The organism is Klebsiella pneumoniae (assembly GCF_000742135.1).
Lineage (GTDB): Bacteria > Pseudomonadota > Gammaproteobacteria > Enterobacterales > Enterobacteriaceae > Klebsiella > Klebsiella pneumoniae.
In genome coordinates this window covers 2,792,609-2,816,754 of sequence record NZ_KN046818.1, presented here as the reverse complement: position 1 = coordinate 2,816,754, position 24,146 = coordinate 2,792,609, and the positions used below count along the sequence as shown (strand labels likewise).

Genomic DNA, 24,146 nt, shown 5'->3' with positions numbered 1-24,146 from the left:
CCGCTGAAGGCCGATGCGCTTTTCTGTGTCTCACTTTATCTCTTCCTCTTTTTCCCGCCATATTACGCCCCCATTCCGTCCTGGCCTTCGTGCTGCTATGGTTGCCAGCAAAAATGAATAGCAAGCGCGGTTTTTGCTTGACCCTGACGTTACGTCAGGCTGCAGAGTAGCGGACCTGGCCACAGAGAGGAGCAGTCATGTTAATTCAGGTGGGAGAGCTGGCGAAGCGTGCCGGACTGACGGTACGTACGCTGCATCATTATGAACAGACGGGGCTGTTAACGCCTTCGGCCAGAAGCGAGGCGGGCTATCGGCTCTATAACCTGTCCGCGGTTCAGCGCCTGCATATGATAAAGGCGCTGGCGCAGGCCGGGCTAACGCTCGCCACAATCAAGGACTATCTCGATCGGCAAACGCTGTCGCTGCCCGAGCTGCTGACGCAGCAGATAGATACGCTCAACGCCCAGCTACGCGATGTTGGCAGGCTGCGCGACCGACTATTGGTGCTGCGCGAGGCGCTGGCGAGCGGCAATGAACCCGATCTGGAGTCCTGGCTACAGACGCTGGAGTTAATGAAAATGTACGATCGTTGGTTTAGTCAACAGGAGTTAGCCGCGCTGCCGTTTGCGGCACAGGATGAACAGCGGGCGCAGGCGTGGCGCGAGCTAACGGAGGAGGTGCAGACGCTGATGGCGAGCGGCTGCCCGACGGACAGTCCGCAGGCGATGCGTCTGGCGACGCGCTGGATGGAGCGCCTGGAGCAGGATACGGCCGGGCGTCCGGAGTTTCTGACCCGCCTGAACGAGATGCATGCCGCCGAGCCGCAAATGGTTGAACAGACCGGCGTCACGCCGGCAATCATCGCCTATATCACCGAGGCCTTTGCCGAAAGCAAACTGGCCATCTGGGCGCGGTACCTTGACGAAGAAGAGATGGCGTTCACCCGCCAGCACTATTTTGACCGGCTACAGGAGTGGCCTGCGCTGGTGGCGAAGCTGCATCAGGCGTGCCGGGAGGGCGTAGCGCCGGACTCGGCGTCGGGTCAGGCGCTGGCCCGGGCGTGGCTTGAACTGTTTCAGTCCTACGCCGGTACCCGGCCGCAGACGTTGCAGAAGTTTCGTCGGGCAATGGAGCAGGAGCCGCATTTGATGAAGGGCACCTGGATGACGCCGGCGGTGCTGAGCTGGCTGCAGCAGGCGACCGGATCCTTGATGCGGCAGGCGCAGGGACCTGCCGCCGGGTGATCACAGGTCAGCCAGCGCGGCCTGACGATCGGGGTAGAAGCTCAGGCGTCCGGGCAGCGGCTTGACGCCGGCGCGCGCTAGCGTGCGTAGCGGCTGAAACTCGAGGTTAGATACGCGCAATTCACAGCCTTCCGGCAGCTTGTTCACAAAGCGCTGGAAGGCATCCAGGCCACCGGCGTCGAGAACCGGCACCGCGTCCCATTTCAGCACCACGATGCGCTTGCCGGCGATCCGGGTCTCCAGATCGTTGAACAAGCCTTCGGCGGCGGCAAAGAACAGCGGCCGAATTACCCGCAGCACCAGCACATCGTCTGGCACCTCGACGTTGACCGGCGCCAGATGAGTCATGCGTGCGATACGGCGCATAAACAACAGCGAAGCCAGCACGATCCCGACGCTGATAGCGATCACCATGTCAAACAGCACCGTTAGCGACATGCACATCAGCATCACCACGATGTCGTCCTTCGGCGCGTGGCGCAGCAGATTGATGACTTTATGCGCCTCGCTCATATTCCATGCCACCATCAGCAGCAGGGCGGCCATCGCCGACAGCGGCAGCCAGGAGAGCAGTGGGGCGAGGATCAGCAGCGCCAGGATCACCAGCAGGGCGTGGATCACGGCGGCAACCGGCGATGTGGCGCCGGCGCGGACGTTCGCCGCCGAGCGGGCAATCGCCGCGGTGGCAGTGATCCCGCCGAAGAACGGCGCGACAATGTTGCCCAGCCCCTGGCCAATCAGCTCGCTATTGGCTTTGTGCTTGGTGCCGGTCATGCCATCAAGCACCACCGCGCACAGCAGAGATTCAATGGCGCCGAGCATCGCCATTGAGAAGGCGGCAGGCAGCAGAGCCTGCAGCGAGGCCCAGCTCAGGGTAAAGTTTGAGCCCGGCATATCCCAGGGCAATACCAGCTGCGGCAGCAGCTGCGGAATGCCATTGCCCTGAGTGCCGTCCGCCAGCTGATAATGGAACTGTGAGCCGATCGTCGCGACATCGCCGCCGAGCAAGTTGACCACCAGCATGACCGCGCAGCCGCCCAGCAGCGCCGGGAGGTGGCCCGGCAGGCGGATACCCAGCCGCGGCCAGAGGATCAGAATGCCAAGAGTAACGACGCCGATGGCGGCATCGCCAACGTTAATGGTCGGTAGGGCCATCGCCAGCGCCGCCACTTTCTGCAGATAATGCTCCGGCACATGGGGCATCTGCAGGCCGAGGAAATCTTTAATCTGCATGGTGCCGATGGTGATACCGATCCCCGAGGTGAAGCCGAGGGTGACTGACAGCGGGATATATTCGATCAGGCGGCCAAAGCGCGCCAGGCCAAAGAGGATTAAAAAGATCCCCGACATCAGCGTCGCCACCAGCAGTCCCGCCAGACCAAACTGCTGGGAAACCGGATAGAGGATCACCACAAAGGCGGCGGTCGGACCGGAAACGCTAAAGCGTGACCCGCCGGTCAAGGCGATCACAATCCCTGCCACCGCTGAGGTATAGAGGCCGTACTGCGGCGGCACACCGCTGCCAATCGCCAGCGCCATCGCCAGCGGAATCGCAATGATCCCGACGGTGATCCCGGCGATCAGGTCACGCGTGAAGCGGGCGGTGGTGTACTTTTCTTTCCAACAAGCGTCGATGAGGGCGCGGAAAGGCATCACATGTGAGGAAAATAATCTGTTCACAATAATGTTTCATCCATGAGCGCATCATCTGTCAACTAAATGGCAGGTGAAGGAGGCATTGATCATACAAATAAGGTGCGGAGACAAAAAAACCCGCCGCAGCGGGTTTTTGTGCTGGGCTCGATTAATGTTCGAACATAGCAGAGATAGATTCTTCATTGCTGATACGGCGAATAGCTTCAGCCAGCATACCGGAGAGCGTCAGAGTACGCACTTTATCCAGCGCTTTAATTTCTGGTGCCAGCGGAATGGTATCGCAGACGACAAATTCATCAATGACAGAGTTTTTGATGTTCTGGATAGCGTTGCCGGAGAAGATTGGGTGCGTCGCGTAAGCGAATACGCGTTTCGCGCCACGCTCTTTCAGCGCTTCTGCCGCTTTACACAGGGTGCCGCCGGTGTCGATCATATCGTCGACCATCACGCAGTCACGACCGGCAACGTCGCCGATGATGTGCATCACCTGGGAGACGTTGGCGCGCGGACGGCGCTTGTCGATGATAGCCATATCGGTATCATTCAGCAGTTTAGCGATAGCGCGGGCACGCACGACGCCGCCGATGTCCGGAGAAACCACAATCGGGTTGTCCAGGTTCAGCTGCAGCATATCTTCCAGCAGGATTGGGCTGCCGAACACGTTATCGACTGGCACATCGAAGAAGCCCTGGATCTGTTCTGCGTGCAGGTCAACGGTCAGCACGCGGTCAACGCCGACGCTGGACAGAAAATCCGCCACCACTTTTGCGGTGATTGGCACACGAGCAGAACGAACACGACGGTCCTGACGAGCATAACCGAAGTAAGGGATAACGGCGGTGATACGACCTGCCGAAGCACGACGCAGAGCATCAACCATAACAACCAGTTCCATCAGGTTGTCATTGGTGGGAGCACAAGTGGACTGGATGATGAAAATATCACCACCGCGTACGTTTTCATTGATTTGTACGCTGACTTCGCCGTCGCTAAAACGACCTACAGCGGCGTCGCCAAGAGAAGTGTACAGGCGGTTGGCAATACGTTGTGCTAGTTCCGGGGTGGCGTTACCAGCAAAAAGCTTCATATCAGGCACGAGAAGAACCTCAGGCATGCGTCCAGTGGTGGATGAATGGGCCAATAATGTGCGGGATGGCGCCATTCGATCCAGTCGGTGTATTTAAAGAGCACGATGCAACGTCTGGAACAGGGTGACGTTGTCACCGTAACTCAATTTCCCCGGCTGACTCATTATCAATGTGCCATCACGGCGCAGGATTCAGAGCAGGGCCTGCTTGAGCGGCGAAAGGTTAACTCCGCGCGCCACAAAGCCATTTAGCCATGCCGGGGCAGTGTCCAGCACCTGACGGGCAGCGGATTCGGTGTTAAATTCAGCAAACACACAGGCCCCTGTGCCGGTCAGGCGTGACGGCGCATATTCTAACAGCCAGGAAAGCGCGGCATCAACCTCGCGAAAACGTTTTCTTGCGATAAGCTCGCAATCGTTGCTGAATTCACAATTTAATAACGTATTAATTGACCGGCGCGGGGTATTTCGTGGTAGCTCCGGATCGCGAAAAATGATCGGCGTCGGAATACTGACCCCCGGGTGGGCCACCAGGTACCATTTTTCCTCGGGTTCTACCGGCGTCAGTATTTCACCCACCCCCTCGGCGAAGGCGGCATGGCCGCGCACGAAAACCGGCACATCGGCCCCCAGCTGAAGGCCAAGAGTCGCCAGCTCATCTTCCGAGAGACCGCAGCCCCACAGATGGTTGAGCGCCACCAGCACGGTGGCGGCATTGGAGGAGCCACCGCCCAGGCCGCCGCCCATCGGCAGGCGCTTATCGATACTGATATCGGCGCCGCTGCCCGCCGGCAGGCGATCGCTTTCGCTGGCGGCATGCATCAGCAGACGCGCGGCGCGAACGATCAGATTCTCCTCGTCCGGCACGCCGGCCACCGGCGTCAGCAGGCGCAGTTGGCCGTCACTACGCGGTTCGATGGTCAACGTATCGCCGTAATCGAGAAACTGAAACAGCGTTTGCAGGGTATGGTAACCATCGGCCCGCTGGCCGGTAATATATAAAAACAGATTCAGTTTTGCAGGAGAGGGCCAGCGGGTCATCATTTCACGATCCAGTTATCCATCTTCAGCTTGATGCGCTGAGCGCCATTGTTCAGCTCGACATTGGACGGTAGGGCTGGCTGGGTATCGCTGGTATAGCCGCCGTAGGTCACGTGCCAGGTTTTGCCGTTTTGCGTATAGTTCAGTTCACGCAGACGGTACCGATCGTCCAGCGAATAGTCGGTGGCGTCGCCCGGCAGGCCGATGATCCACTGGCGCAGGCTGTTCAACGGGATCGGCATCCCGGTCAGACGGCCAATCATCTCTTCGGCATCAGCGGCGGTATAGGTCTGGCCTTTGTTATCGATCAGCTGCACGCTGCCCGGCTGCGCGGTCAGCGACAGCTCGGTGCTGCCCAGCGGGTTGGTCAGCAGCAGGCGATAGTGGTCCTGGCCGGTTTGCTGCCAGAAGAAGCGGGCATAGACTTTTTGCTCATCGGAAAGATAGGCAAACGCCCCGCGGGTCTGGAACTGATTGAGGCTGCGGACAGCCTGCTGGTGCTGACGCCACTGCGGCGAATCCGGGCTTTTGCCAGGCCCTTGCGGCGTATGAAGAGAACAGGCGGTGAGGACGAGGCTGGCCAGCGGCAGCAGGCGGAACAGTCGATTCATAATGATGACAAATCCTTGATGTCTACAGGGAAAAACGGCGACAGGGAACAGCGGGCCGATTTGTGTAGCAGGTTACATTTATAACCCTTAATGCTAGCGTCGCCGGGCGATAGCGTCTACGTTCAAGTTGTCTGAAATCAAAGAATTAACCTTAATGGCGGTCTTGCTTTAACTATTACTCCAAAAGGGGAGCCTCTCTTTTATTGATTACGCGCATCCTGTATGATGCACTCAGACTAACCTTAGCAACGCTGGTACTACTCCCTCACAATGACCCTTTTAGCTCTTGGCATCAATCACAAAACAGCTCCGGTCGCCCTGCGAGAACGCGTCACGTTTTCGCCGGAAACGCTCGATAAGGCGCTGGAGAGCTTGCTGGCTCAGCCGATGGTGCAGGGTGGGGTGGTGCTGTCGACCTGCAACCGCACGGAACTCTATCTCAGCGTCGAAGAGCAGGATAACCTGCAGGAAGCGCTGATCCGCTGGCTGTGCAACTACCACGGCCTCAACGAAGAAGACCTGCGAAAAAGCCTTTACTGGCATCAGGATAATGACGCCGTCAGCCATCTGATGCGCGTCGCCAGCGGCCTCGATTCGCTGGTGCTGGGCGAGCCGCAGATCCTCGGCCAGGTGAAAAAAGCCTTCGCCGACTCCAGCCGCGGCCATCTTAACGTCAGCGAGCTGGAGCGGATGTTCCAGAAATCCTTTTCAGTGGCTAAGCGCGTGCGTACCGAAACCGATATCGGCGCCAGCGCGGTCTCTGTGGCTTTCGCCGCCTGTACCCTGGCGCGGCAAATCTTTGAATCGCTCTCCAGCGTCACCGTGTTACTGGTCGGCGCCGGTGAAACCATTGAGCTGGTAGCGCGCCATCTTCGCGAACATCACGTGCGCAAAATGGTGATCGCCAACCGCACCCGTGAACGCGCCCAGGCGCTGGCGGAGGAAGTGGGCGCCGAGGTGATAGCCCTCAGCGATATCGACGAACGGCTGAAAGAGGCCGACATCATTATCAGCTCCACCGCCAGCCCGCTGCCGATCATCGGCAAAGGCATGGTGGAGCGTGCGCTTAAGGCGCGGCGTAACCAGCCGATGCTGCTGGTGGATATCGCCGTCCCGCGCGACGTTGAACCAGAGGTCGGCAAACTGGCTAACGCCTACCTCTACAGCGTCGACGATTTGCAAAACATTATTCAGCATAACCTGGCGCAGCGTAAGGCTGCCGCGGTGCAGGCGGAATCGATCGTCGAGCAGGAAACCAGCGAATTTATGGCCTGGCTGCGCGCGCAGAGCGCCAGCGAGACCATTCGCGAATACCGTTCTCAGTCTGAGCAGGTCCGTGAGGAGCTGACGGCGAAAGCGCTGGCCGCGCTGGAGCAGGGCGGTGATGCCCAGGAAATTATGCAGGATCTGGCGCGCAAGCTCACTAACCGCCTGATCCACGCGCCAACCAAATCTCTTCAGCAGGCCGCCCGTGACGGGGACGACGAACGTCTGCATATTCTGCGCAACAGCCTCGGGCTGGAATAGCGCACCTTTCTCTTATTTTCAGGACAGGGTGAATTCACGCCTATGAAGTCTTCTATTGTTGCCAAACTGGAAGCGTTGTACGAGCGCCATGAAGAAGTGCAGGCGCTGCTCGGCGATGCCGCGACGATTGCCGATCAGGATAAATTCCGCGCGCTGTCGCGGGAGTATGCTCAACTGAGCGATGTGGCGCGCTGCTATACCGACTGGCGTCAGGTGCAGGAGGATATTGAAACCGCGCAGATGATGCTCGACGATCCGGAAATGCGCGAAATGGCGCAGGAAGAGCTGCGTGACGCCAAAGAAAAAGGCGACCAGCTGGAGCAACAGCTGCAGGTTCTCCTCCTGCCGAAAGATCCTGATGACGAGCGTAACGCCTTCGTGGAAGTGCGCGCCGGGACCGGCGGCGACGAAGCAGCGCTGTTTGCCGGCGATCTATTCCGCATGTACACCCGTTACGCAGAATCGCGCCGCTGGCAGGTAGAGATCCTCAGCGCCAACGAAGGTGAGCACGGCGGCTTTAAAGAGGTGATCGCCAAGATCAGCGGCGACGGCGTTTACGGTCGGCTGAAATTTGAATCCGGCGGCCATCGCGTGCAGCGTGTGCCCGCCACCGAATCGCAGGGGCGGATCCACACCTCCGCCTGTACGGTGGCGGTGATGCCGGAGCTGCCGGAAGCCGAAATGCCGGACATTAACCCGGCAGATCTGCGCATCGATACCTTCCGTTCCTCCGGGGCAGGCGGTCAGCACGTTAACACCACCGACTCGGCTATCCGCATTACCCACCTGCCCACCGGCATCGTGGTGGAGTGCCAGGACGAGCGTTCTCAGCATAAAAACAAAGCCAAGGCGCTGTCGGTGCTGGGCGCGCGCATCCGCGCCGCCGAAGTGGCCAAACGTCAGCAGGCGGAAGCCTCCACGCGCCGCAACCTGCTGGGCAGCGGCGACCGCAGCGACCGCAATCGCACCTATAACTTCCCGCAGGGCCGCGTGACCGACCACCGCATCAACCTGACGCTCTACCGTCTGGATGAGGCGATGGAGGGCAAACTCGACATGCTGATTGAGCCGATTGTCCAGGAGCATCAGGCCGATCAGCTGGCGGCGCTGTCCGAGCAGGAATGATGACCTTTCAGGCCTGGCTGCAGCAGGCGATCGCCCGCCTGGCGGAGAGCGACAGCCCGAGACGCGACGCCGAGATCCTGCTGGGACACGTTACCGGCCGGGCGCGAACCTGGATTTTGGCCTTCGGTGAAACGACGCTCTCTGCTGACGAGGCGGCGAGGCTGGAGGCGCTCCTGGTGCGACGCCAGCGCGGGGAACCTATTGCTCATCTGGTCGGGCAGCGCGAGTTTTGGTCGCTGCCGCTGTTCGTCTCCCCGGCGACGCTGATCCCCCGCCCGGATACCGAATGTCTGGTAGAGCAGGCGCTGGCGCGTCTGCCAACCGCGCCGTGCCGTATTCTCGACCTCGGCACCGGGACCGGCGCCATTGCCCTGGCGCTGGCCAGCGAACGTCCGGACTGTGAGGTCACCGCAGTGGACGTGATGCCGGACGCCGTGGCGCTGGCGTTGCGCAATGCCGAACATCTGGGCATCGCTAACGTGACGATAAGTCAAAGCGACTGGTTTAGCGCGCTGGCCGGGCAGCGCTTCGCCACGATCGTCAGCAATCCCCCCTATATCGACGCCGCCGACCCGCATCTCGCCGAAGGCGATGTGCGCTTTGAGCCGTTGACGGCGCTGGTCGCAGGCGACCAGGGGCTGGCCGATCTGGCGCATATCATCCGCGAGGGACGGCAGTATCTGCAGCCCGGCGGTTGGATGCTGCTGGAGCATGGCTGGACTCAGGGCGAGGCGGTTCGCGCGCTGTTCCGCGAAGCGGGCTATCTGGACGTCGCGACCTGTCGCGACTATGGCGACAATGAGCGTCTGACCCTCGGACGTTTACCCGACATGGAGAATGTTGGCTGATGAACTTATTCACGGCTGTCCTCTACCTGCACATTGCCACAGTGGCGGTGTCGGTAGGATTGTTCGTTTTACGTTACTGGTGGATGTATCACCAGAGCCCGCTGCTGAACCAGCGGTGGGTGCGAATTGCGCCGCACTGCAGCGATACGCTGCTGTTTCTCAGCGGCGCAGGGTTAATGGCGATAACGCACTACCTGCCGTTCACAGAAGACGGCGCATGGCTGACTGAAAAGCTGTTTGGCGTTATCATTTACATCGCATTAGGTTTTATCGCGTTGGGCCGTCGTCGTCCGCGCAGCCAGCAGAGCCGTTTTATCGCGTTCCTGCTGGCGCTGGTGGTGTTGTTTATCATCATTCAACTCGCCATCACAAGAATACCGATACTGGGGTAGGTCATGGGGTCATTAGCGGATTTCGAATTTAACAAAGCGCCATTGTGTGATGGCATGGTCCTCATTTCTGAACAGGTCCGCGACGATTTTCCGTCGCGTTTTGTCGAGGAAGAGCTGCAGCAATTGCTGCGCCTCGCGCAGGAGGAGATTGCGCCGTCGTGGGACCAGGAGCGCCAGATAGAACGATTGCTGGAGCTGTTTTACGACGAGTGGGGCTTTGGCGCCTCGCAGGGCGTGTATCGTCTTTCCGACGCGCTATGGCTGGATAAAGTGCTGGTTAACCGCCAGGGGAGCGCGGTGTCGTTAGGCGCGATCCTGCTGTGGATCGCCCAGCGCCTGGCGCTGCCGGTGGTGCCGGTGATCTTCCCGACCCAGATGCTGCTGCGTGCGGACCCGGAAACCAGCGAAGAGATGTGGCTGATTAATCCGTTTAACGGCGAGACCCTCGACGAGCATACCCTGGAGGTATGGCTCAAGGGCAACATTGGGCCGGTGGCGGAATTGTTTAATGAAGATCTCGACGAAGCGGATAACGCCGAGGTGATCCGCAAGCTGCTGGACACCCTGAAGTCGGCGCTGATGGAAGAGCGGCAGATGGAGCTGGCCCTGCGCGCCAGCGAAGCGCTGCTGCAGTTTAATCCGGAAGATCCGTATGAGATCCGCGACCGCGGGCTGATATACGCCCAGCTGGACTGCGATCACGTGGCGCTGTTGGATCTGAGCTATTTCGTTGAGCAGTGCCCGGAGGATCCGATCAGCGAGATGATCCGCGCGCAGATCAACACGATTTCGCATAAACAAATTACATTGCATTAGTCTGGAACCATTCCGGTTACACCCTGATAAGGCGAACTTATGAAACAAAAAGTGGTTAGCATTGGTGATATCAACGTAGCGAACGACCTGCCGTTCGTGCTGTTCGGCGGGATGAACGTGCTGGAGTCGCGCGACCTGGCGATGCGTATCTGCGAACATTATGTCACCGTTACGCAGAAGCTTGGTATTCCCTACGTCTTCAAAGCCTCCTTTGATAAAGCCAACCGTTCCTCCATCCACTCCTATCGTGGGCCGGGTCTGGAAGAAGGGATGAAGATTTTCCAGGAGCTGAAGCAGACCTTTGGCGTGAAAATCATCACCGACGTTCATGAAGCCAGCCAGGCGCAGCCGGTAGCTGACGTGGTGGACGTGATCCAGCTTCCGGCTTTCCTCGCGCGCCAGACTGACCTGGTGGAAGCGATGGCGAAGACCGGGGCGGTGATCAACGTCAAGAAGCCGCAGTTCGTCAGCCCGGGTCAGATGGGCAACATCGTCGATAAGTTTATCGAAGGGGGTAACGACAAAGTAATCCTCTGCGACCGCGGCGCTAACTTCGGTTACGACAACCTGGTCGTGGATATGCTCGGCTTCGGCGTGATGAAGAAAGCCTCCAACAACTCGCCGGTCATTTTCGACGTCACCCACGCGCTGCAGTGCCGCGACCCGTTTGGCGCAGCCTCCGGCGGTCGTCGTGCGCAGGTGAGCGAGCTGGCCCGCGCCGGTATGGCGGTAGGTATCGCCGGTCTGTTTATTGAAGCGCATCCGGATCCGGACCACGCGAAATGCGACGGCCCGTCCGCGCTGCCGCTGGATAAACTGGAGCCGTTCCTCAAACAGATGAAAGCGATTGACGATCTGGTGAAAAGCTTCGACGAGCTGGATACCAGCAAGTAAGCCTGACTGCATCAGTAAAAAAGCCTGCCGGCGTCAAAACCGGCAGGCTTTTTTTCGCCCGGACTCCGCCGGGTGGGAAAACGGGGTCAGGCGAAAATGGTCATCAGATAGGCGGCGAACAGCGCCATGTGGGCCGCGCCGTTCAGCACATTGGTGCGTCCGGTGGAGAAGGAGATATGGCACAGCACCAGCGAGGCGACCATCACCACCATCTCCGGGGCGCCAAGGCCAAAGCGCAGCTCATTGCCGGTCAGGAAGGCGATGAGGGTGACCACCGGGACCGTCAGCGAGATGGTGGCCAGCACAGAGCCGAAAAACAGATTCATCGCCCGCTGAACCTGATTGTTGAGCACCGCTTTCAGGGCGCCAAGGCCTTCCGGCGACAGGATCAGCAGAGCCACCAGGAAGCCGGTAAAGGCCACCGGGGCATTCATGCTGGTCAACAGCGTTTCCAGCGGGTTAGCGTTCATTTTGGTAACCGCGATCACTGCCACCAGGTGCACCAGCAGCCAGGCGGTATGCCACCCGCTGCTATGGGCGGACGGTTTACCGTGGTGCGGGTCGTCATCATCGCTGTCGTCTTCATGCTCATAAACAAACAGGCTCTGATGGGTTTTGGTCTGAATAAGCAGGAAAACGCCGTACATGGCCGCCGAAATTACCGCCACCAGCAGCGATTGCCCGGTGCTGAAGTTCGCGCCCGGCAGCGCCATCGGAAAGACCAGCACGATAATCGCTAGCGGAAACAGGGCGATAAGATACTGCTTAATGCCGAACAGATTCATATATTGGGTGGCGAATTTACGCCCGCCCAGCAGCAGAGAGAAACCGACCAGACCGCCGGTGACGATCATAATAATGGAGTAGAGAGTATCCCGCATCAAGGTCGGCGCGGCGTCGCCGGTGGCCATTAAGGCAGAGATCAAACTGACCTCAAGGATAACCACCGACAGGCTTAAAATCAGGGAGCCATAGGGTTCGCCCAGGCGGTGGGCGAGGACGTCGGCGTGGCGGACCACGCTGAAGGCGCTGCTCAAAATGCCGACCAGCGCGAGGATATTGATCGCGATAACCACTGGCAGTGACTGGCTGCTGCCCCAGAAAAACAGCACCGCCAGCGCCAGCACCGGAAAGACGAGGGAAGACTCCTTATGGCGGGTTTTTACCGCCTCATGTGCATGGGTCATGAACCATCTCCATTTATGCAGGTGTTATAATTATAAAAATGTAGGGCGGTAAAGTAACAGATCTTGCTAAATTACCGCTGGTTTTTTACTTAAATTTACGGGTATCGAGGGATATCTTGATTAGTTTATTATAATTTATGTTTGCTTATATTTAGTTCTTATTATTCAGATAATTACTAAAATAATTTTTCTACTCATTTTGACCTTGATAGCCAGTCGACTGCGTACCAGACTTAAACTTAATGCTCAAACAGGAGGTCAGTATGCCCTATCGCAGTAAACAAGAACTCCCCGACAGCGTTCAGCATGTACTGCCTGCCCATGCGCAGGAAATTTATAAAGAAGCGTTTAACAGCGCCTGGGATCAATATAAAGATAAAGACGAGCGGCGCGATGACGCCAGCCGCGAAGAGACGGCGCACAAAGTCGCCTGGGCGGCGGTGAAGAACAGCTATGAGAAAGGCGATGATGATAAGTGGCATAAGAAAAAATAATCGCTGACGCCGCTTTTTCGCTTGCCAGCGCCCCGCTGATTGCTTATTGAAAGATAAAGCTGGATAATATTTCAGCAATATTGACGGATGCATGAGACGAACGCCGGGAAGCGGGCAGTGGCGGAGGTAGTAAACAGTGTTAACTCGTGATTTCTTAATGAATGCGGATTGTAAGACAGCGTTTGGCGCTATTGAGGAATCGCTACTCTGGTCGGCAGAACAACGTGCAGCCTCGCTGGCGGCGACGCTGGCCTGCCGCCCGGATGATGGCTCAGTATGGATCTTTGGCTACGGTTCGCTTATCTGGAACCCGGCGCTCAATTATCGCGAGTCCTGCACCGGCACGCTGCCGGGCTGGCACCGCGCGTTTTGCCTGCGGTTGACCGCCGGGCGCGGTAGTGCCTGCCAGCCGGGACGCATGCTGGCTCTCAAAGAGGGCGGCCGAACCACCGGCGTCGCCTATCGTCTGCCTGACGACACGCTGGAGGAGGAGCTGACCCTGCTGTGGAAGCGGGAGATGATCACCGGCTGCTATCTGCCCACCTGGTGCAAGCTGGAGCTGGACGACGGACGGTGAATGCCCTGGTGTTTATTATGGATCCGCGCCATCCACTGTTTGAACCGGATACCAGTGCCCAGGTTATCGCCCCGCTAATCGCCCGGGCCAGCGGGCCGCTCGGCACCAACGCCCAGTATCTGTTTTCGCTTGAGCAGGCGCTGCGTAAGCTGGGCATGCACGATGCCAGTCTCGATGACCTGGTGGCCAGCGTCCGCGCGCTGTTGGGCGAGAGTCCGACGCCGGGCCTGGCCTGAGCGCGCGCAAAAGAAAACGCCCGGCATGACCGGGCGTCCGATTGCTGACCAGTAAGGAAAAAGCGTGGTTTTTCCTTACTGGTGGTTATCAGCCGAAAATCAATAAATTGATTTTCCTTGTTATTTTTCTGGTGCAATCTGCAAGTACAATGATTGCATGAGGTTTGTCATGAATCTCACGCCCGGCATGACCGGGCGTGTGTTCTGGCAGTGACGGTCAGGCCGGCACGTAGCTGATGGAGTGCTCCAGCGACTGGCTGTGACTGTCGATAAGCACGTTCCAGGTGCCGCTGTAGGGCACCGTCAGATAGGCGCTGTCCCGATCCTGCACGCTCAGAATATCCGCATGACTGTCGCCCGGGACCTTCGCGCTCATCAGATGAATATGGCAGCGCTCTGAGCACCGCACCACCAGCGTGTCACCACCAAATAACGTCAAACTTGCTTTAACCATCGCCATTTTATACCCCGTTTCTGTCCCGCTACAGCATCCTGCCCACCCAGTCCTCGCGTGATATTGTTCACACTTTGCTCTGTGCATCACACCAAACGGCGCGGGTCGGGATGCTGATTTTGATCAAAAAAAGGGATAAAGATTAAACAAAAATGACGTTGTTCCTGAAAGCATTCAGCTAACGTTTTTTTTACCTCTGCAGGCCGCGAAACCTGATATTTCCTGCCGTTTGGCGCCCCAGATTCAGAAGGTCAGCACTTTATCTGCCGCCAGGGGCCGCGCTGGGCGGCGCGATGCTGCTGCCGGGCGTGATGCAGGCCGCCTGGGCCGGCGGCTCGGACAAACCGGAGCAAACCCGCGTGCGGGTCGGATTTATTCCGCTGACCGATTGCGCGCCGCTGGCCATCGCCGCGGCGAAGGGGTTTGACCAAAAATATGGCATCACCCTGGTGGCGAGTAAGGAAGCCAGCTGGGCGGCGGTGCGCGACAAGCTGGTGGCCGGCGAGCTCGACGCGGCGCATATTCTCTATGGCCTGCTGTACGGCCTCGAACTGGGGATCGCCAGCAAGCCGCAGGCGATGGCCAATTTGATGACCCTCAACCGCAATGGCCAGGCGATTACCCTCTCCAGCGAGCTGCAGGAGAAAGGGGTGACCGACCTCGGCGGGCTGAAGCGGCTGATCGACCGCAGCGCGCCGGGCAGTTACACCTTCGCCCATACCTTTCCTACCGGCACCCATGCCATGTGGCTTTACTACTGGCTGGCGAGCGCCGGCATCGATCCCTTCAACGATGTGCGCACCGTCGTGGTGCCGCCGCCGCAGATGGTGATGAACATGCGCATCGGCAATATGAGCGGCTTTTGTGTCGGCGAGCCGTGGAACGCCCGCGCTATTAACGACCGTATCGGCTTCACCGCGGCCACTTCCCAGGATATCTGGCCCGAGCATCCGGAAAAGGTGCTGGGCACCCGTCGCGACTGGGTGGAACGCAACCCGAACACCGCCCGCGCGCTGATGGCGGCCCTGATGGAGGCGCAGCGCTGGATCGCCGCCTCGCCGGAGAACACCCGGGAGACGGCCCGCCTGCTCGCCAGACGCGGCTGGCTCAATACCAAGGAGCAATACCTCACCGGCCGGATGCTTGGAGAGTATGACAACGGCCTTGGCCGCCGCTGGCAGGATGCCCATCCGATGCGCTTCTGGGCCGGGGGCGAGGTGAGTTTCCCGTGGCTGTCGGACGGGATGTGGTTCCTCACCCAGTTCCGCCGCTGGGGGTTGCTGAAGCAGGCTCCGGATTACCTCGCGGTGGCGTCGCGCATTAACCGCATCGATGTCTGGCAGGCTGCCGCCCAGGCGGTAGGAGGGATCAGCGCGCCGGCAGCCAGGATGCGCAGCAGCACACTAATGGACGGGACGGTATGGAACGGGTCCGACCCGGAAGGCTACGCCCGCCATTTCTCTATTCAACGTAAGGGGGCATGAGATGAAGCAGGCACAACGTAAGCAACCGGTCGTCAGCGTGGACAACGCGCCTGGCGAAGTGATTATCCTGCCGCCGGTGCAGGTCCGGCGCACCACGCCGGCCGTCACGCGCTGGCTGCGTGAGCTCACCCAGCGACTGCTGCCCCCGCTGTTGGGGCTGGGTGTGCTGCTGCTGGCCTGGCAGCTGGCGGCGATGCATAGCAAAGGCTTTCCCACGCCGCTGAGCACGCTGGACTCGGCGCTGACCCTGTTTGCCGATCCGTTCTATCAGGACGGGCCCAATGACATGGGCATCGGCTGGAACGTGCTGGCCTCCCTGCAGCGCGTGGCGGTGGGCTTCGGCCTGGCGGCGCTGGCGGGCATTCCGCTGGGGTTTTTGATCGGCCGTTCGCTGTTCTTCGCCCGCATGTTTAATCCGCTGATTGCTCTGCTGCGCCCGGTCAGCCCGCTGGCCTGGCTGCCGATTGGCCTGCTGCTGTTCCAGAAGGCGGAGCCGGCTTCCAGCTGGACCATTTTTATCTGCTCCATCTGGCCGATGGTGATCAACACCGCGGAGGGTGTGCGGCGGATCCCGCAGGACTATCTCAACGTCGCCCGCGTCCTCCAGCTCTCGGAGTGGACGGTGATGCGCAAAATCCTCTTTCCGGCGGTGCTGCCGGCGGTGCTTACCGGCGTGCGCCTCTCCATCGGCATCGCCTGGCTGGTGATCGTGGCGGCGGAAATGCTTACCGGCGGGCTGGGGATCGGCTTCTGGATCTGGAACGAGTGGAACAACCTCAATGTGGAAAACATCATCATCGCCATCGTCATTATCGGCGTCGTCGGCCTGCTGCTGGAGCAGGGCCTGATGCTGCTCGCTCGCCGCTTTAGCTGGCAGGAAAAATAAGGAGCCAACATGAAACCATTAATTCAGGTGCAGGCCGTCAGCCAACGCTTCAACACCGCCAGCGGCGAGTTCCTGGCGCTGCAGAATGTCTCCTTCGATATCGTCGAAGGGGAGACCATTAGCCTGATCGGCCACTCGGGTTGCGGAAAATCGACCCTGCTGAACCTGATCGCCGGGATCACCACCCCTACCGAGGGCGGACTACTGTGTGATAACCGGGAAATCGCCGGTCCCGGGCCGGAGCGGGCGGTGGTTTTCCAGAACCACTCGCTGCTGCCGTGGCTGAGCTGTTTCGACAATGTGGCGCTGGCGGTGGATCAGGTGTTCCGTCGCACCATGAGCAAGAGTGAGCGCCGGGAGTGGATCGAACACAACCTGGCGCGCGTACAGATGGGTCATGCGCTGCACAAACGTCCCGGGGAGATCTCCGGCGGCATGAAGCAGCGGGTGGGTATCGCCCGGGCGCTGGCGATGAAGCCGAAAGTGCTGCTGCTTGATGAGCCCTTCGGCGCCCTGGACGCGCTGACCCGCGCCCACCTCCAGGACACGGTGATGCATATCCAGCAGGAGCTCAATACCACCATCGTCATGATCACCCACGACGTTGATGAAGCGGTGCTGCTCTCGGATCGGGTGCTGATGATGACCAACGGTCCGGCGGCGACGGTCGGCGAGATCCTCTCGGTCGATCTGCCGCGTCCGCGCCACCGCGTTCAGCTGGCGGACGACAGCCGGTATCACCATCTGCGCCAGCAGATCCTCCATTTCCTGTATGAAAAACAGCCGAAAGCGGCGTAAGGAGGCGGTCATGACGCGGCGACTGGTGGTGATCGGTAACGGCATGGCGGCCACCCGGCTGGTGCAGCGGCTGGTTGAGCGCGACCCCGCGCGGTTTGCCATTACCGTCGTCGGCGACGAGCCGCACCCGGCCTATAACCGCATTCAGCTCTCGCCGCTGCTGGCAGGTGAAAAAACGGCGGCGCAGATCCCGTTGCTGCCGGCGGAGTGGTACACCCGGCACGGGGTGTGCCTGCGGTCTGGCGAGGCGGTCGATGAAGTCGATATTCAGCAACGGCGGCTGCGCATCGCGGAAACCTGGCTGCCGTGGGATGAGCTGGTGTTCGCCACCGGTTCGCGGCCCTTTATCCCGCCGCTGCCGGGCATTGATCGTCCGCAGGTTATGCCCTTCCGCACCCTGGCGGACGTGGAACGTATTCTGGCGATACCCGGCCCGGCGGTGGTGATTGGCGGTGGCGTGCTGGGGGTGGAAGCGGCGGCGGCGCTGCGTCGTCACGGCGGAGAGGTCACTCTTCTGCATCGCGGCAGCGGATTAATGGCGCCGCTGACCGACGCTTTTGCCGCCGATGAGCTCAGGCAGCAGCTTGAAGCGCGCGGCATTCGCTGCGTGCTGGAGTGCCGCATCGCCGCCATCGACGCCGATGGCGTGCGGCTGGCGGACGGGCGCGTATTCCGCGCCGCCAGAGTGGTGCTGGCTACCGGCGTGCAGCCCGACAGCCGTCTGGCGGCGCAGTCCGGCGTGCTGTGCCAGCGGGGGATCGTGGTCGACCGTCAGATGGCCTCCTCGCTGCCGGGGATCAGCGCCATCGGCGAATGTTGCGAAATTGACGGCCAGACCTGGGGGCTGGTGGCTCCCTGCCTGCGTCAGGCCGAGGTGCTGGCGGATCGCCTGTGCGGCGCCCCCGGCGAGGGCTTTGTCTGGCAGGACGCCGGGACCCGCCTGAAGGTCACCGGCATTGAACTCTTTAGCGCTGGCGAGCAGCAGGCCGGCGAACAGGATGACATTTATACCAGCTGGGACCCCATCGACCGCCACTATCGCCGCCTGCTGCTGCGCGATGGCCGCCTGCGCGGCGTGCTGCTGATGGGCGACTGCACCGCCGCCGCCGCGCTTACCGCGAGCCTGGAAAGCGATGAGCCTGCCACCGTGGACTGGCTTTTTGACCCCTCTTCAACGCAGCCGCAGGCTGCAGGAATAATGACGATGACGAAACCTGTATTAGTGCTGGTGGGACATGGCATGGTCGGCCACCATTTTCTCGAACAATGCGTGAGCCGCAATCTGCATCAGCAATATCGAATCGTGGTGTTTGGCGAAGAGCGTTATCCCGCCTACGACCGGGTACATCTCTCCGAGTATTTTGCCGGACGCAGCGCCGAGTCGCTGTCGCTGGCGGCCGGGGATTTCTTTATTGAACACGGTATTGAACTCCGCCTCGGCGAGGCGGTGGCGAGCATCGACCGCGACGCACGGCTGGTGCGGGACGCCGAGGGGCATGAAATCCACTGGGATAAACTGGTGCTGGCGACCGGCTCGTATCCCTTTGTGCCGCCAATTCCCGGTAACGATCTCGCGGGGTGCTTTGTCTACCGCACTCTTGACGATCTCGACCGTATCGCCGCCCATGCCGCCGCGGCGAAGAGCGGGGTGGTTATCGGCGGCGGGCTGCTCGGGCTGGAGGCGGCCAACGCCCTGAAACAGCTGGGGCTGGAGACGCAGGTGGTGGAGTTTGCCCCGAACCTGATGGCCGTCCAGCTGGATAACGGCGGGGCGGCGATGCTCCGGGAGAAGATCGTCGCCCTCGGCGTGGGGGTGCATACCAGCAAAGCGACCACCGCCATCGTGCGCGAGGCCGACGGCCTGCGGCTGAACTTTGCCGACGGCGGCGCGTTGCGGACCGACATGGTGGTCTTCTCGGCGGGGATCCGCCCGCAGGACGCGCTGGCCCGCGGCTGCGCGCTGCAGGTGGGCGAACGCGGGGGAATTCACATCGACGGCCAGTGCCGTACCTCTGACCCGGACGTGCTGGCGATAGGCGAATGCGCCCTGTGGGACAATAAAATTTACGGTCTGGTGGCGCCGGGCTATCAGATGGCGCGCATCGCCGCGGCCACTCTCGCAGGAGAGGACGCCTGCTTTAGCGGCGCCGACATGAGCACCAAACTGAAGCTGCTGGGAGTCGACGTGGCCTCGTTTGGCGATGCGCAGGGGCGCACGCCGGGCTGTCAGAGCTATCAATGGACCGACGGTCCGCAGCAGATTTACAAAAAAATCGTCGTCAGTCAGGACGGCAAAGCCTTGCTTGGCGGCGTGCTGGTGGGGGATGCCAGCGACTATGCCACGCTGCTGCAGATGATGCTGAACGGCATGGCGCTGCCGCCGCGTCCGGAGAGTCTGATCCTGCCCGCGCTGGAGGGAGCCGCGCCGAAGGCGCTCGGCGTCGCGGCGCTGCCGGACAGCGCGCCGATCTGCTCCTGCCATAACGTCAGCAAAGGCGATATCTGTCAGGCGGTGAACAATGGGGCGGGGGATATGTCGGCGATAAAAAGCTGCACCAGAGCGGCTACCGGCTGCGGCGGCTGCAGCGCGCTGGTGAAACAGGTGATGGAGTATCAGCTGGCGGAGCAGGGCGTCGAAGTGAAAAAAGACGTCTGCGAACATTTCCCGTGGTCGCGCCAGGAGATCTACCACCTGGTGCGGGTTAACCATATCCATACCTTCGAGCAGTTGATTAGCCGCTACGGCCAGGGGCACGGCTGCGATGTCTGCAAACCGCTGGTGGCCTCGGTGCTGGCCTCCTGCTGGAACGAGTACCTGCTGAAGCCGGCGCACCTGCCGCTGCAGGATACCAACGACCGCTATTTCGCCAATATCCAGAAGGACGGGAGCTATTCGGTGGTGCCGCGGATGGCGGCAGGGGAAGTGACGCCGGACGGACTGATCGCCATCGGGCAGATCGCCAAACGTTACCAGCTCTACAGCAAAGTGACCGGCGGCCAGCGCATCGACCTGTTTGGCGCGCGGCTGGAACAGCTGCCGGCTATCTGGCGCGAGCTGGCCGACGCCGGGTTTGAAACCGGCCACGCCTACGGCAAGTCGCTGCGCACGGTGAAATCCTGCGTCGGCTCAACCTGGTGTCGCTACGGCGTGCAAGACTCCACCGGGCTCGCGGTACGGCTCGAGCATCGCTATAAAGGGCTACGCGCCCCGCACAAAATCAAGATGGCGGTCTCCGGCTGCACCCGCGAATGCGCTGAAGCCCAGGGGAAAGATATCGGGGTGATTGCCACCGACAAAGGCTGGAATCTGTACGTCTGCGGCAACGGCGGGATGAAACCGCGTCACGCCGACCTGTTTGCCAGCGATCTCGACGAAGCGACGCTGATCCGCAGCATCGATCGTCTGCTGATGTTCTATATCCGTACCGCCGATCGCCTGCAGCGAACCAGCACCTGGATGGATAACCTGGAGGGCGGCGTCGCCTATCTGCGGCAGGTGGTGCTGGAGGATAGTCTTGGCATTGGCGAGGAGCTGGAGCAGGAGATGGCCCGGATCGTCGACAGCTACCAGTGCGAGTGGCAGACCACCCTCAACGATCCGCAGCGTCTGGCGCTGTTCCGCTCCTTCGTTAATAGCGACCAGCCCGACGAGGCTGTGCAGCGCCGCGATCTGCGCGGTCAGCCGCAGCCGCTGCTGACTGAGACGTTGCCCGAAGGCGAACTCCCATCCCGACCGTGGCAGGCGGTATGCGACCTTGACGCCATTCCGGCGCAGGCGGGGATCGGCGCCCGCTTAGGGGAGCGGCAGATTGCCCTGTTCCGCTTCGGCGAGCGGGTCTACGCCCTCGACAACCGCGAGCCGGGCAGCGCGGCCAACGTGCTGTCGCGTGGGCTGTTAGGGGACGTCGGCGGCGAGCCGGTGGTGATCTCCCCGCTGTACAAACAGCGGATACGCCTGCGCGACGGCTGGCCGTGCGACGGCGACGAACAGGCGGTACGCGCCTGGCCGGTGAAAGTAGAAAACGGCAAAGTGTGGGTGGGCAACCAGCAGCTGCTGGCCCGCGCGGAGGCCTCCTGATGAAGACCATCCGAACGACCTGCCCCTACTGCGGCGTAGGCTGCGGGGTGCTGGCGAGCGTGGACGACGCGGGGCAGGTGAGCGTGCGCGGCGACGATCAGCACCCGGCGAACCTCGGCCGTCTGTGCGTCAAAGGGGCCGCCTTAGGGGAGACCACGGGCCTGGCGGGGCGGCTGCTGACGCCGGAGGTCGACGGCCAGCAGGTAGCCTGGCCTCAGGCGCTGGCGGAAACCGCTGCGCGCCTGAGACAGATCATCGACCAGCACGGACCGCAAGCGGTGGCCTTTTACGCCTCCGGCCAGCTGTTAACCGAGGATTACTATGCCGCCAATAAGCTGATGAAAGGGTTTATCGGCGCGGCGAACATCGATACCAATTCACGGCTGTGCATGTCGTCAGCGGTCACTGGCTACAAGCGGGCCTTTGGCGCCGACGTGGTGCCCTGCAGCTACGATGATGTGGAAAACAGCGATCTGGTGGTGCTGGTCGGCTCGAACGCCGCCTGGGCGCATCCGGTGCTGTTCCAGCGGCTGGCGCAGGCGAAGCGGGATAATCCCCGATTGCGGATCGTGGCGATCGACCCCCGACGCACCGCTACCTGCGAGATCGCCGACCGCCATCTGGCGCTGGCCCCAGGAAGCGACGGCGGGTTGTTTGCGGGGCTGCTTAACGCCCTGGCTGAGGCAGGAGCCTGCGTCGATGGCTTTCGCGACGGCCCGCAGGCGCTGGCCGCCGCCCGCGGCTGGGACGTGGCGAGGGTGGCGGCCTTTTGCGGTCTGCCTGCCGATGAGGTGGCGGGATTCTATCGCGAGTTCATCGCCGCCCCGCGGGCGATCACCCTCTACACCATGGGAATCAATCAATCCGCCAGCGGCAGCGACAAATGTAACGCCATCATCAACGTCCATCTGGCCAGCGGGAAGTATGGCCGCCGCGGATGCGGCCCCTTTTCGCTGACCGGTCAACCCAACGCCATGGGCGGCCGCGAAGTCGGCGGGCTGGCGACGATGCTGGCGGCGCACATGGATTTTGTGCCAGACGATCTGCAGCGGCTGGCCCGCTTCTGGGGGACGGAACGGCTGGCGCAGACCCCCGGGCTGACCGCCGTGGAGCTGTTTGCCGCCATTGGCCGCGGCGAGGTCAAAGCGGTCTGGATCATGGGTACCAACCCGGTGGTGTCGCTCCCTGACAGCCACGCGGTGAGCCAGGCGCTGGCCGCCTGTCCGCTGGTGATCGTCTCGGATGTCGCCGCCCAGACCGATACCGGACGTTTCGCCCACATCCGCTTTCCGGCGCTGGCCTGGGGCGAGAAGAATGGCACGGTCACCAACTCGGAGCGGCGGATCTCCCGTCAGCGCAGCTTTCTGCCGCCGCCGGGGGAGGCGAAAGCGGACTGGTGGATCATCGCCAGAGTGGGCCAGGCTCTGGGGTATCGCGAGGCGTTTGCCTGGCAGCATCCGCATGACGTCTTCCGCGAGCATGCGGCGCTGTCCGGTTTCGAAAACGACGGCCAGCGGGCGTTTGATATCGGCGCGCTGGCGGATCTCAGCCGTGAGGCGTGGGACGCCATGCCGCCGGTGCGCTGGCCGGTCAGCCGCAGCGAGGTCGCCTGGGATATCACGCGCGGCTGGCATGGCGATGGCAGGCTGCGGATGGTGCCGGTGACGCCTCAACCGACCCGGGCGACAACCGATGCCTTTTATCCGCTGATCCTCAACAGCGGGCGGATCCGCGATCAGTGGCACACCATGACCCGTACCGGCGCGGTGCCGCGGCTGATGCAGCATATCGCGGAGCCAATGGTGGAGGTGGCGCCGCAGGATGCCGTTCGCTATCAGCTTCCCGCTGACGGGCTGGCGCGGATCTGGTCGCGGCATGGGGTGATGGTGGCGAAAGTGGCGATCAGCGAAGGGCAGCGCCCCGGCTCGCTGTTTGTTCCGATGCACTGGAACAACCAGTTTGCCCGTCAGGGGCGGGTGAATAACCTGCTGGCCGCCGTCACGGACCCGTATTCCGGCCAGCCGGAAAGTAAACAGGCGGCGGTGGCGATCGCCGCCTGGCAACCGGCCTGGCACAGCGAGCTTTTTTGCCGCGAACCGCTACCATTTCCTGCGGCCTGGCACTGGCGGCGGCGGGCGACGCTAGGCGTGCTGCACTACTCGCTGGCCGGGGAGGCATTTGCCCGACAGTGGCTCAGCGCGTGGTGCGCCCGGCGCGGCTGGCAGTTACAGGTGGCTGACGGCGGCGCGGTGTGGAACCTGCTGGCCTGGCATCAGGGAAGGCTGATGCTCGGCTGGTGGAGCGATGCGCGCGAGCCGGCGGTGGATTGCGCATGGATAAGCGCTGCCTTTGCCGCGCCGCCGTCCGATGCTGCCCAACGACATGCCTTGCTTAGCGGCCGACCGGGCGCCGCAGTCGCGCCGCGGGGGCGGATCGTCTGCAGCTGCTTTGGGGTGGGGGAATGGTCAATTAACGAGGCCATCGCCAGCGGCTGCGCCAGCGTCGGGGCGCTGGGTGGGAAGCTGAAATGCGGGACCAACTGCGGCTCTTGCGTGCCGGAGCTCAACGCGCTGCTGGCGGCGCAACGAACCCGGGCGTAACGGTGGCGCGCAGCGACGCCTCCGGTTGGGCGGCACCTTACCCAACCGGTTTCAGCTTATTCCTGGAATTGCCCACAGGGCTGCGGGAGCAGGGAAAAAACGATAAACTAA

19 protein-coding genes and 1 pseudogene are annotated in these 24,146 nt (G+C 61.4%); 14 read left to right on the top strand and 6 right to left on the bottom strand.

The window, feature by feature from the left end:
• Window positions 1–197 precede the first annotated feature (197 nt).
• Window positions 198–1,244 (top strand): MerR family transcriptional regulator, encoded by a 1,047-nt coding sequence (locus DR88_RS12150; RefSeq protein ID WP_002910436.1) that lies wholly within the window; start codon window positions 198–200, stop codon window positions 1,242–1,244.
• On the opposite strand, the gene dauA is transcribed toward DR88_RS12150, so the two are convergent.
• The 4 genes from dauA to lolB all read right to left on the bottom strand — a co-directional run bounded on the left by dauA (window position 1,245) and on the right by lolB (window position 5,639).
• Window positions 1,245–2,924 (bottom strand): C4-dicarboxylic acid transporter DauA, encoded by a 1,680-nt coding sequence (gene dauA, locus DR88_RS12155; protein WP_004148777.1) that lies wholly within the window; start codon window positions 2,922–2,924, stop codon window positions 1,245–1,247.
• A 124-nt stretch (window positions 2,925–3,048) separates the two neighbouring features.
• Window positions 3,049–3,996 (bottom strand): ribose-phosphate diphosphokinase, encoded by a 948-nt coding sequence (gene prs / locus DR88_RS12160; protein WP_002910407.1) that lies wholly within the window; start codon window positions 3,994–3,996, stop codon window positions 3,049–3,051.
• A gap of 183 nt (window positions 3,997–4,179) precedes the next feature.
• Window positions 4,180–5,028, bottom strand: coding sequence for a 4-(cytidine 5'-diphospho)-2-C-methyl-D-erythritol kinase (ispE, locus tag DR88_RS12165; RefSeq protein ID WP_014343188.1), 849 nt, complete (start codon window positions 5,026–5,028; stop codon window positions 4,180–4,182).
• Entirely contained in the window at window positions 5,028–5,639 is a 612-nt protein-coding gene (gene lolB, locus DR88_RS12170; RefSeq protein ID WP_032443920.1) for a lipoprotein insertase outer membrane protein LolB, read from the bottom strand. The genes ispE and lolB overlap by 1 nt, the downstream gene beginning before the upstream one ends.
• 270 nt (window positions 5,640–5,909) lie before the next feature.
• Here lolB and hemA point away from each other — a divergent pair, with 270 nt between their 5' ends.
• The 6 genes from hemA to kdsA are packed head-to-tail and all read left to right on the top strand — an operon-like array spanning window position 5,910 to window position 11,241.
• Window positions 5,910–7,166 carry a glutamyl-tRNA reductase gene (gene hemA, locus DR88_RS12175; RefSeq protein ID WP_002910404.1) on the top strand — a complete coding sequence of 419 codons (1,257 nt, stop codon included), beginning with the start codon at window positions 5,910–5,912 and terminating at the stop codon, window positions 7,164–7,166.
• 42 nt (window positions 7,167–7,208) lie between these two features.
• The gene (prfA, locus tag DR88_RS12180) at window positions 7,209–8,291 is read left to right on the top strand and encodes a peptide chain release factor 1 (protein ID WP_002910403.1); all 1,083 of its coding nucleotides are present in this window, start codon (window positions 7,209–7,211) and stop codon (window positions 8,289–8,291) included.
• Window positions 8,291–9,139: a peptide chain release factor N(5)-glutamine methyltransferase gene (gene prmC / locus DR88_RS12185; protein ID WP_004180387.1), complete on the top strand. Its 849-nt coding sequence runs from the start codon at window positions 8,291–8,293 to the stop codon at window positions 9,137–9,139. The genes prfA and prmC overlap by 1 nt, the downstream gene beginning before the upstream one ends.
• Window positions 9,139–9,531: an invasion regulator SirB2 gene (gene sirB2, locus DR88_RS12190; protein ID WP_004145428.1), complete on the top strand. Its 393-nt coding sequence runs from the start codon at window positions 9,139–9,141 to the stop codon at window positions 9,529–9,531. Before prmC ends, sirB2 begins: the two co-directional genes overlap by 1 nt.
• Window positions 9,532–9,534: 3 nt before the next feature.
• Entirely contained in the window at window positions 9,535–10,347 is an 813-nt protein-coding gene (sirB1, locus tag DR88_RS12195) for an invasion regulator SirB1 (protein ID WP_025861296.1), read from the top strand.
• Window positions 10,348–10,386: 39 nt separating this feature from the next.
• On the top strand, window positions 10,387–11,241 hold the full coding sequence (gene kdsA / locus DR88_RS12200) for a 3-deoxy-8-phosphooctulonate synthase (protein ID WP_002910393.1): 855 nt from the start codon (window positions 10,387–10,389) through the stop codon (window positions 11,239–11,241).
• An 86-nt stretch (window positions 11,242–11,327) separates the two neighbouring features.
• Here the strand turns inward: kdsA and chaA are convergent, their stop codons facing one another.
• Complete coding sequence (gene chaA, locus DR88_RS12205; protein ID WP_002910392.1) at window positions 11,328–12,428, bottom strand: sodium-potassium/proton antiporter ChaA; 1,101 nt, start codon at window positions 12,426–12,428, stop codon at window positions 11,328–11,330.
• 263 nt (window positions 12,429–12,691) lie between these two features.
• On the opposite strand from chaA, the gene chaB reads away from it, so the two are divergent.
• Entirely contained in the window at window positions 12,692–12,922 is a 231-nt protein-coding gene (gene chaB, locus DR88_RS12210) for a putative cation transport regulator ChaB (protein ID WP_002910389.1), read from the top strand.
• Window positions 12,923–13,058: 136 nt separating this feature from the next.
• Window positions 13,059–13,735: pseudogene (locus tag DR88_RS0126025) on the top strand (gamma-glutamylcyclotransferase).
• Between the two features lie 217 nt (window positions 13,736–13,952).
• Here the strand turns inward: DR88_RS0126025 and DR88_RS12215 are convergent.
• The gene (locus tag DR88_RS12215; RefSeq protein ID WP_002910387.1) at window positions 13,953–14,195 is read right to left on the bottom strand and encodes a DUF1883 domain-containing protein; all 243 of its coding nucleotides are present in this window, start codon (window positions 14,193–14,195) and stop codon (window positions 13,953–13,955) included.
• A 257-nt stretch (window positions 14,196–14,452) separates the two neighbouring features.
• On the opposite strand from DR88_RS12215, the gene DR88_RS12220 reads away from it, so the two are divergent.
• Genes DR88_RS12220 through DR88_RS12235 form a run of 5 tightly spaced genes read left to right on the top strand, consistent with a single transcriptional unit; the run spans window position 14,453 to window position 24,035 of the window.
• Window positions 14,453–15,673: a CmpA/NrtA family ABC transporter substrate-binding protein gene (locus DR88_RS12220; protein ID WP_073980569.1), complete on the top strand. Its 1,221-nt coding sequence runs from the start codon at window positions 14,453–14,455 to the stop codon at window positions 15,671–15,673.
• 1 nt (window position 15,674) lies between these two features.
• Complete coding sequence (ntrB, locus tag DR88_RS12225; RefSeq protein WP_004148772.1) at window positions 15,675–16,559, top strand: nitrate ABC transporter permease; 885 nt, start codon at window positions 15,675–15,677, stop codon at window positions 16,557–16,559.
• 9 nt (window positions 16,560–16,568) lie between these two features.
• On the top strand, window positions 16,569–17,357 hold the full coding sequence (locus DR88_RS12230) for an ABC transporter ATP-binding protein (RefSeq protein WP_004200289.1): 789 nt from the start codon (window positions 16,569–16,571) through the stop codon (window positions 17,355–17,357).
• 10 nt (window positions 17,358–17,367) lie between these two features.
• Window positions 17,368–21,435 (top strand): nitrite reductase large subunit NirB, encoded by a 4,068-nt coding sequence (gene nirB, locus DR88_RS0126020; RefSeq protein WP_077260960.1) that lies wholly within the window; start codon window positions 17,368–17,370, stop codon window positions 21,433–21,435.
• Window positions 21,435–24,035: a nitrate reductase gene (locus DR88_RS12235; RefSeq protein WP_032443919.1), complete on the top strand. Its 2,601-nt coding sequence runs from the start codon at window positions 21,435–21,437 to the stop codon at window positions 24,033–24,035. The genes nirB and DR88_RS12235 overlap by 1 nt, the downstream gene beginning before the upstream one ends.
• Window positions 24,036–24,146 lie beyond the last annotated feature (111 nt).

Coding starts and splice junctions, on each gene's coding strand:
- DR88_RS12150 (WP_002910436.1), top strand. CDS start 198: ATGTTAATTCAGGTGGGAGAGCTGGCGAAGCGTGCCGGACTGACGGTA.
- ispE (WP_014343188.1), bottom strand. CDS start 5,028: ATGACCCGCTGGCCCTCTCCTGCAAAACTGAATCTGTTTTTATATATT.
- lolB (WP_032443920.1), bottom strand. CDS start 5,639: ATGAATCGACTGTTCCGCCTGCTGCCGCTGGCCAGCCTCGTCCTCACC.
- hemA (WP_002910404.1), top strand. CDS start 5,910: ATGACCCTTTTAGCTCTTGGCATCAATCACAAAACAGCTCCGGTCGCC.
- prfA (WP_002910403.1), top strand. CDS start 7,209: ATGAAGTCTTCTATTGTTGCCAAACTGGAAGCGTTGTACGAGCGCCAT.
- prmC (WP_004180387.1), top strand. CDS start 8,291: ATGACCTTTCAGGCCTGGCTGCAGCAGGCGATCGCCCGCCTGGCGGAG.
- sirB2 (WP_004145428.1), top strand. CDS start 9,139: ATGAACTTATTCACGGCTGTCCTCTACCTGCACATTGCCACAGTGGCG.
- sirB1 (WP_025861296.1), top strand. CDS start 9,535: ATGGGGTCATTAGCGGATTTCGAATTTAACAAAGCGCCATTGTGTGAT.
- kdsA (WP_002910393.1), top strand. CDS start 10,387: ATGAAACAAAAAGTGGTTAGCATTGGTGATATCAACGTAGCGAACGAC.
- chaA (WP_002910392.1), bottom strand. CDS start 12,428: ATGACCCATGCACATGAGGCGGTAAAAACCCGCCATAAGGAGTCTTCC.
- chaB (WP_002910389.1), top strand. CDS start 12,692: ATGCCCTATCGCAGTAAACAAGAACTCCCCGACAGCGTTCAGCATGTA.
- DR88_RS12215 (WP_002910387.1), bottom strand. CDS start 14,195: ATGGCGATGGTTAAAGCAAGTTTGACGTTATTTGGTGGTGACACGCTG.
- ntrB (WP_004148772.1), top strand. CDS start 15,675: ATGAAGCAGGCACAACGTAAGCAACCGGTCGTCAGCGTGGACAACGCG.
- DR88_RS12230 (WP_004200289.1), top strand. CDS start 16,569: ATGAAACCATTAATTCAGGTGCAGGCCGTCAGCCAACGCTTCAACACC.
- nirB (WP_077260960.1), top strand. CDS start 17,368: ATGACGCGGCGACTGGTGGTGATCGGTAACGGCATGGCGGCCACCCGG.
- DR88_RS12235 (WP_032443919.1), top strand. CDS start 21,435: ATGAAGACCATCCGAACGACCTGCCCCTACTGCGGCGTAGGCTGCGGG.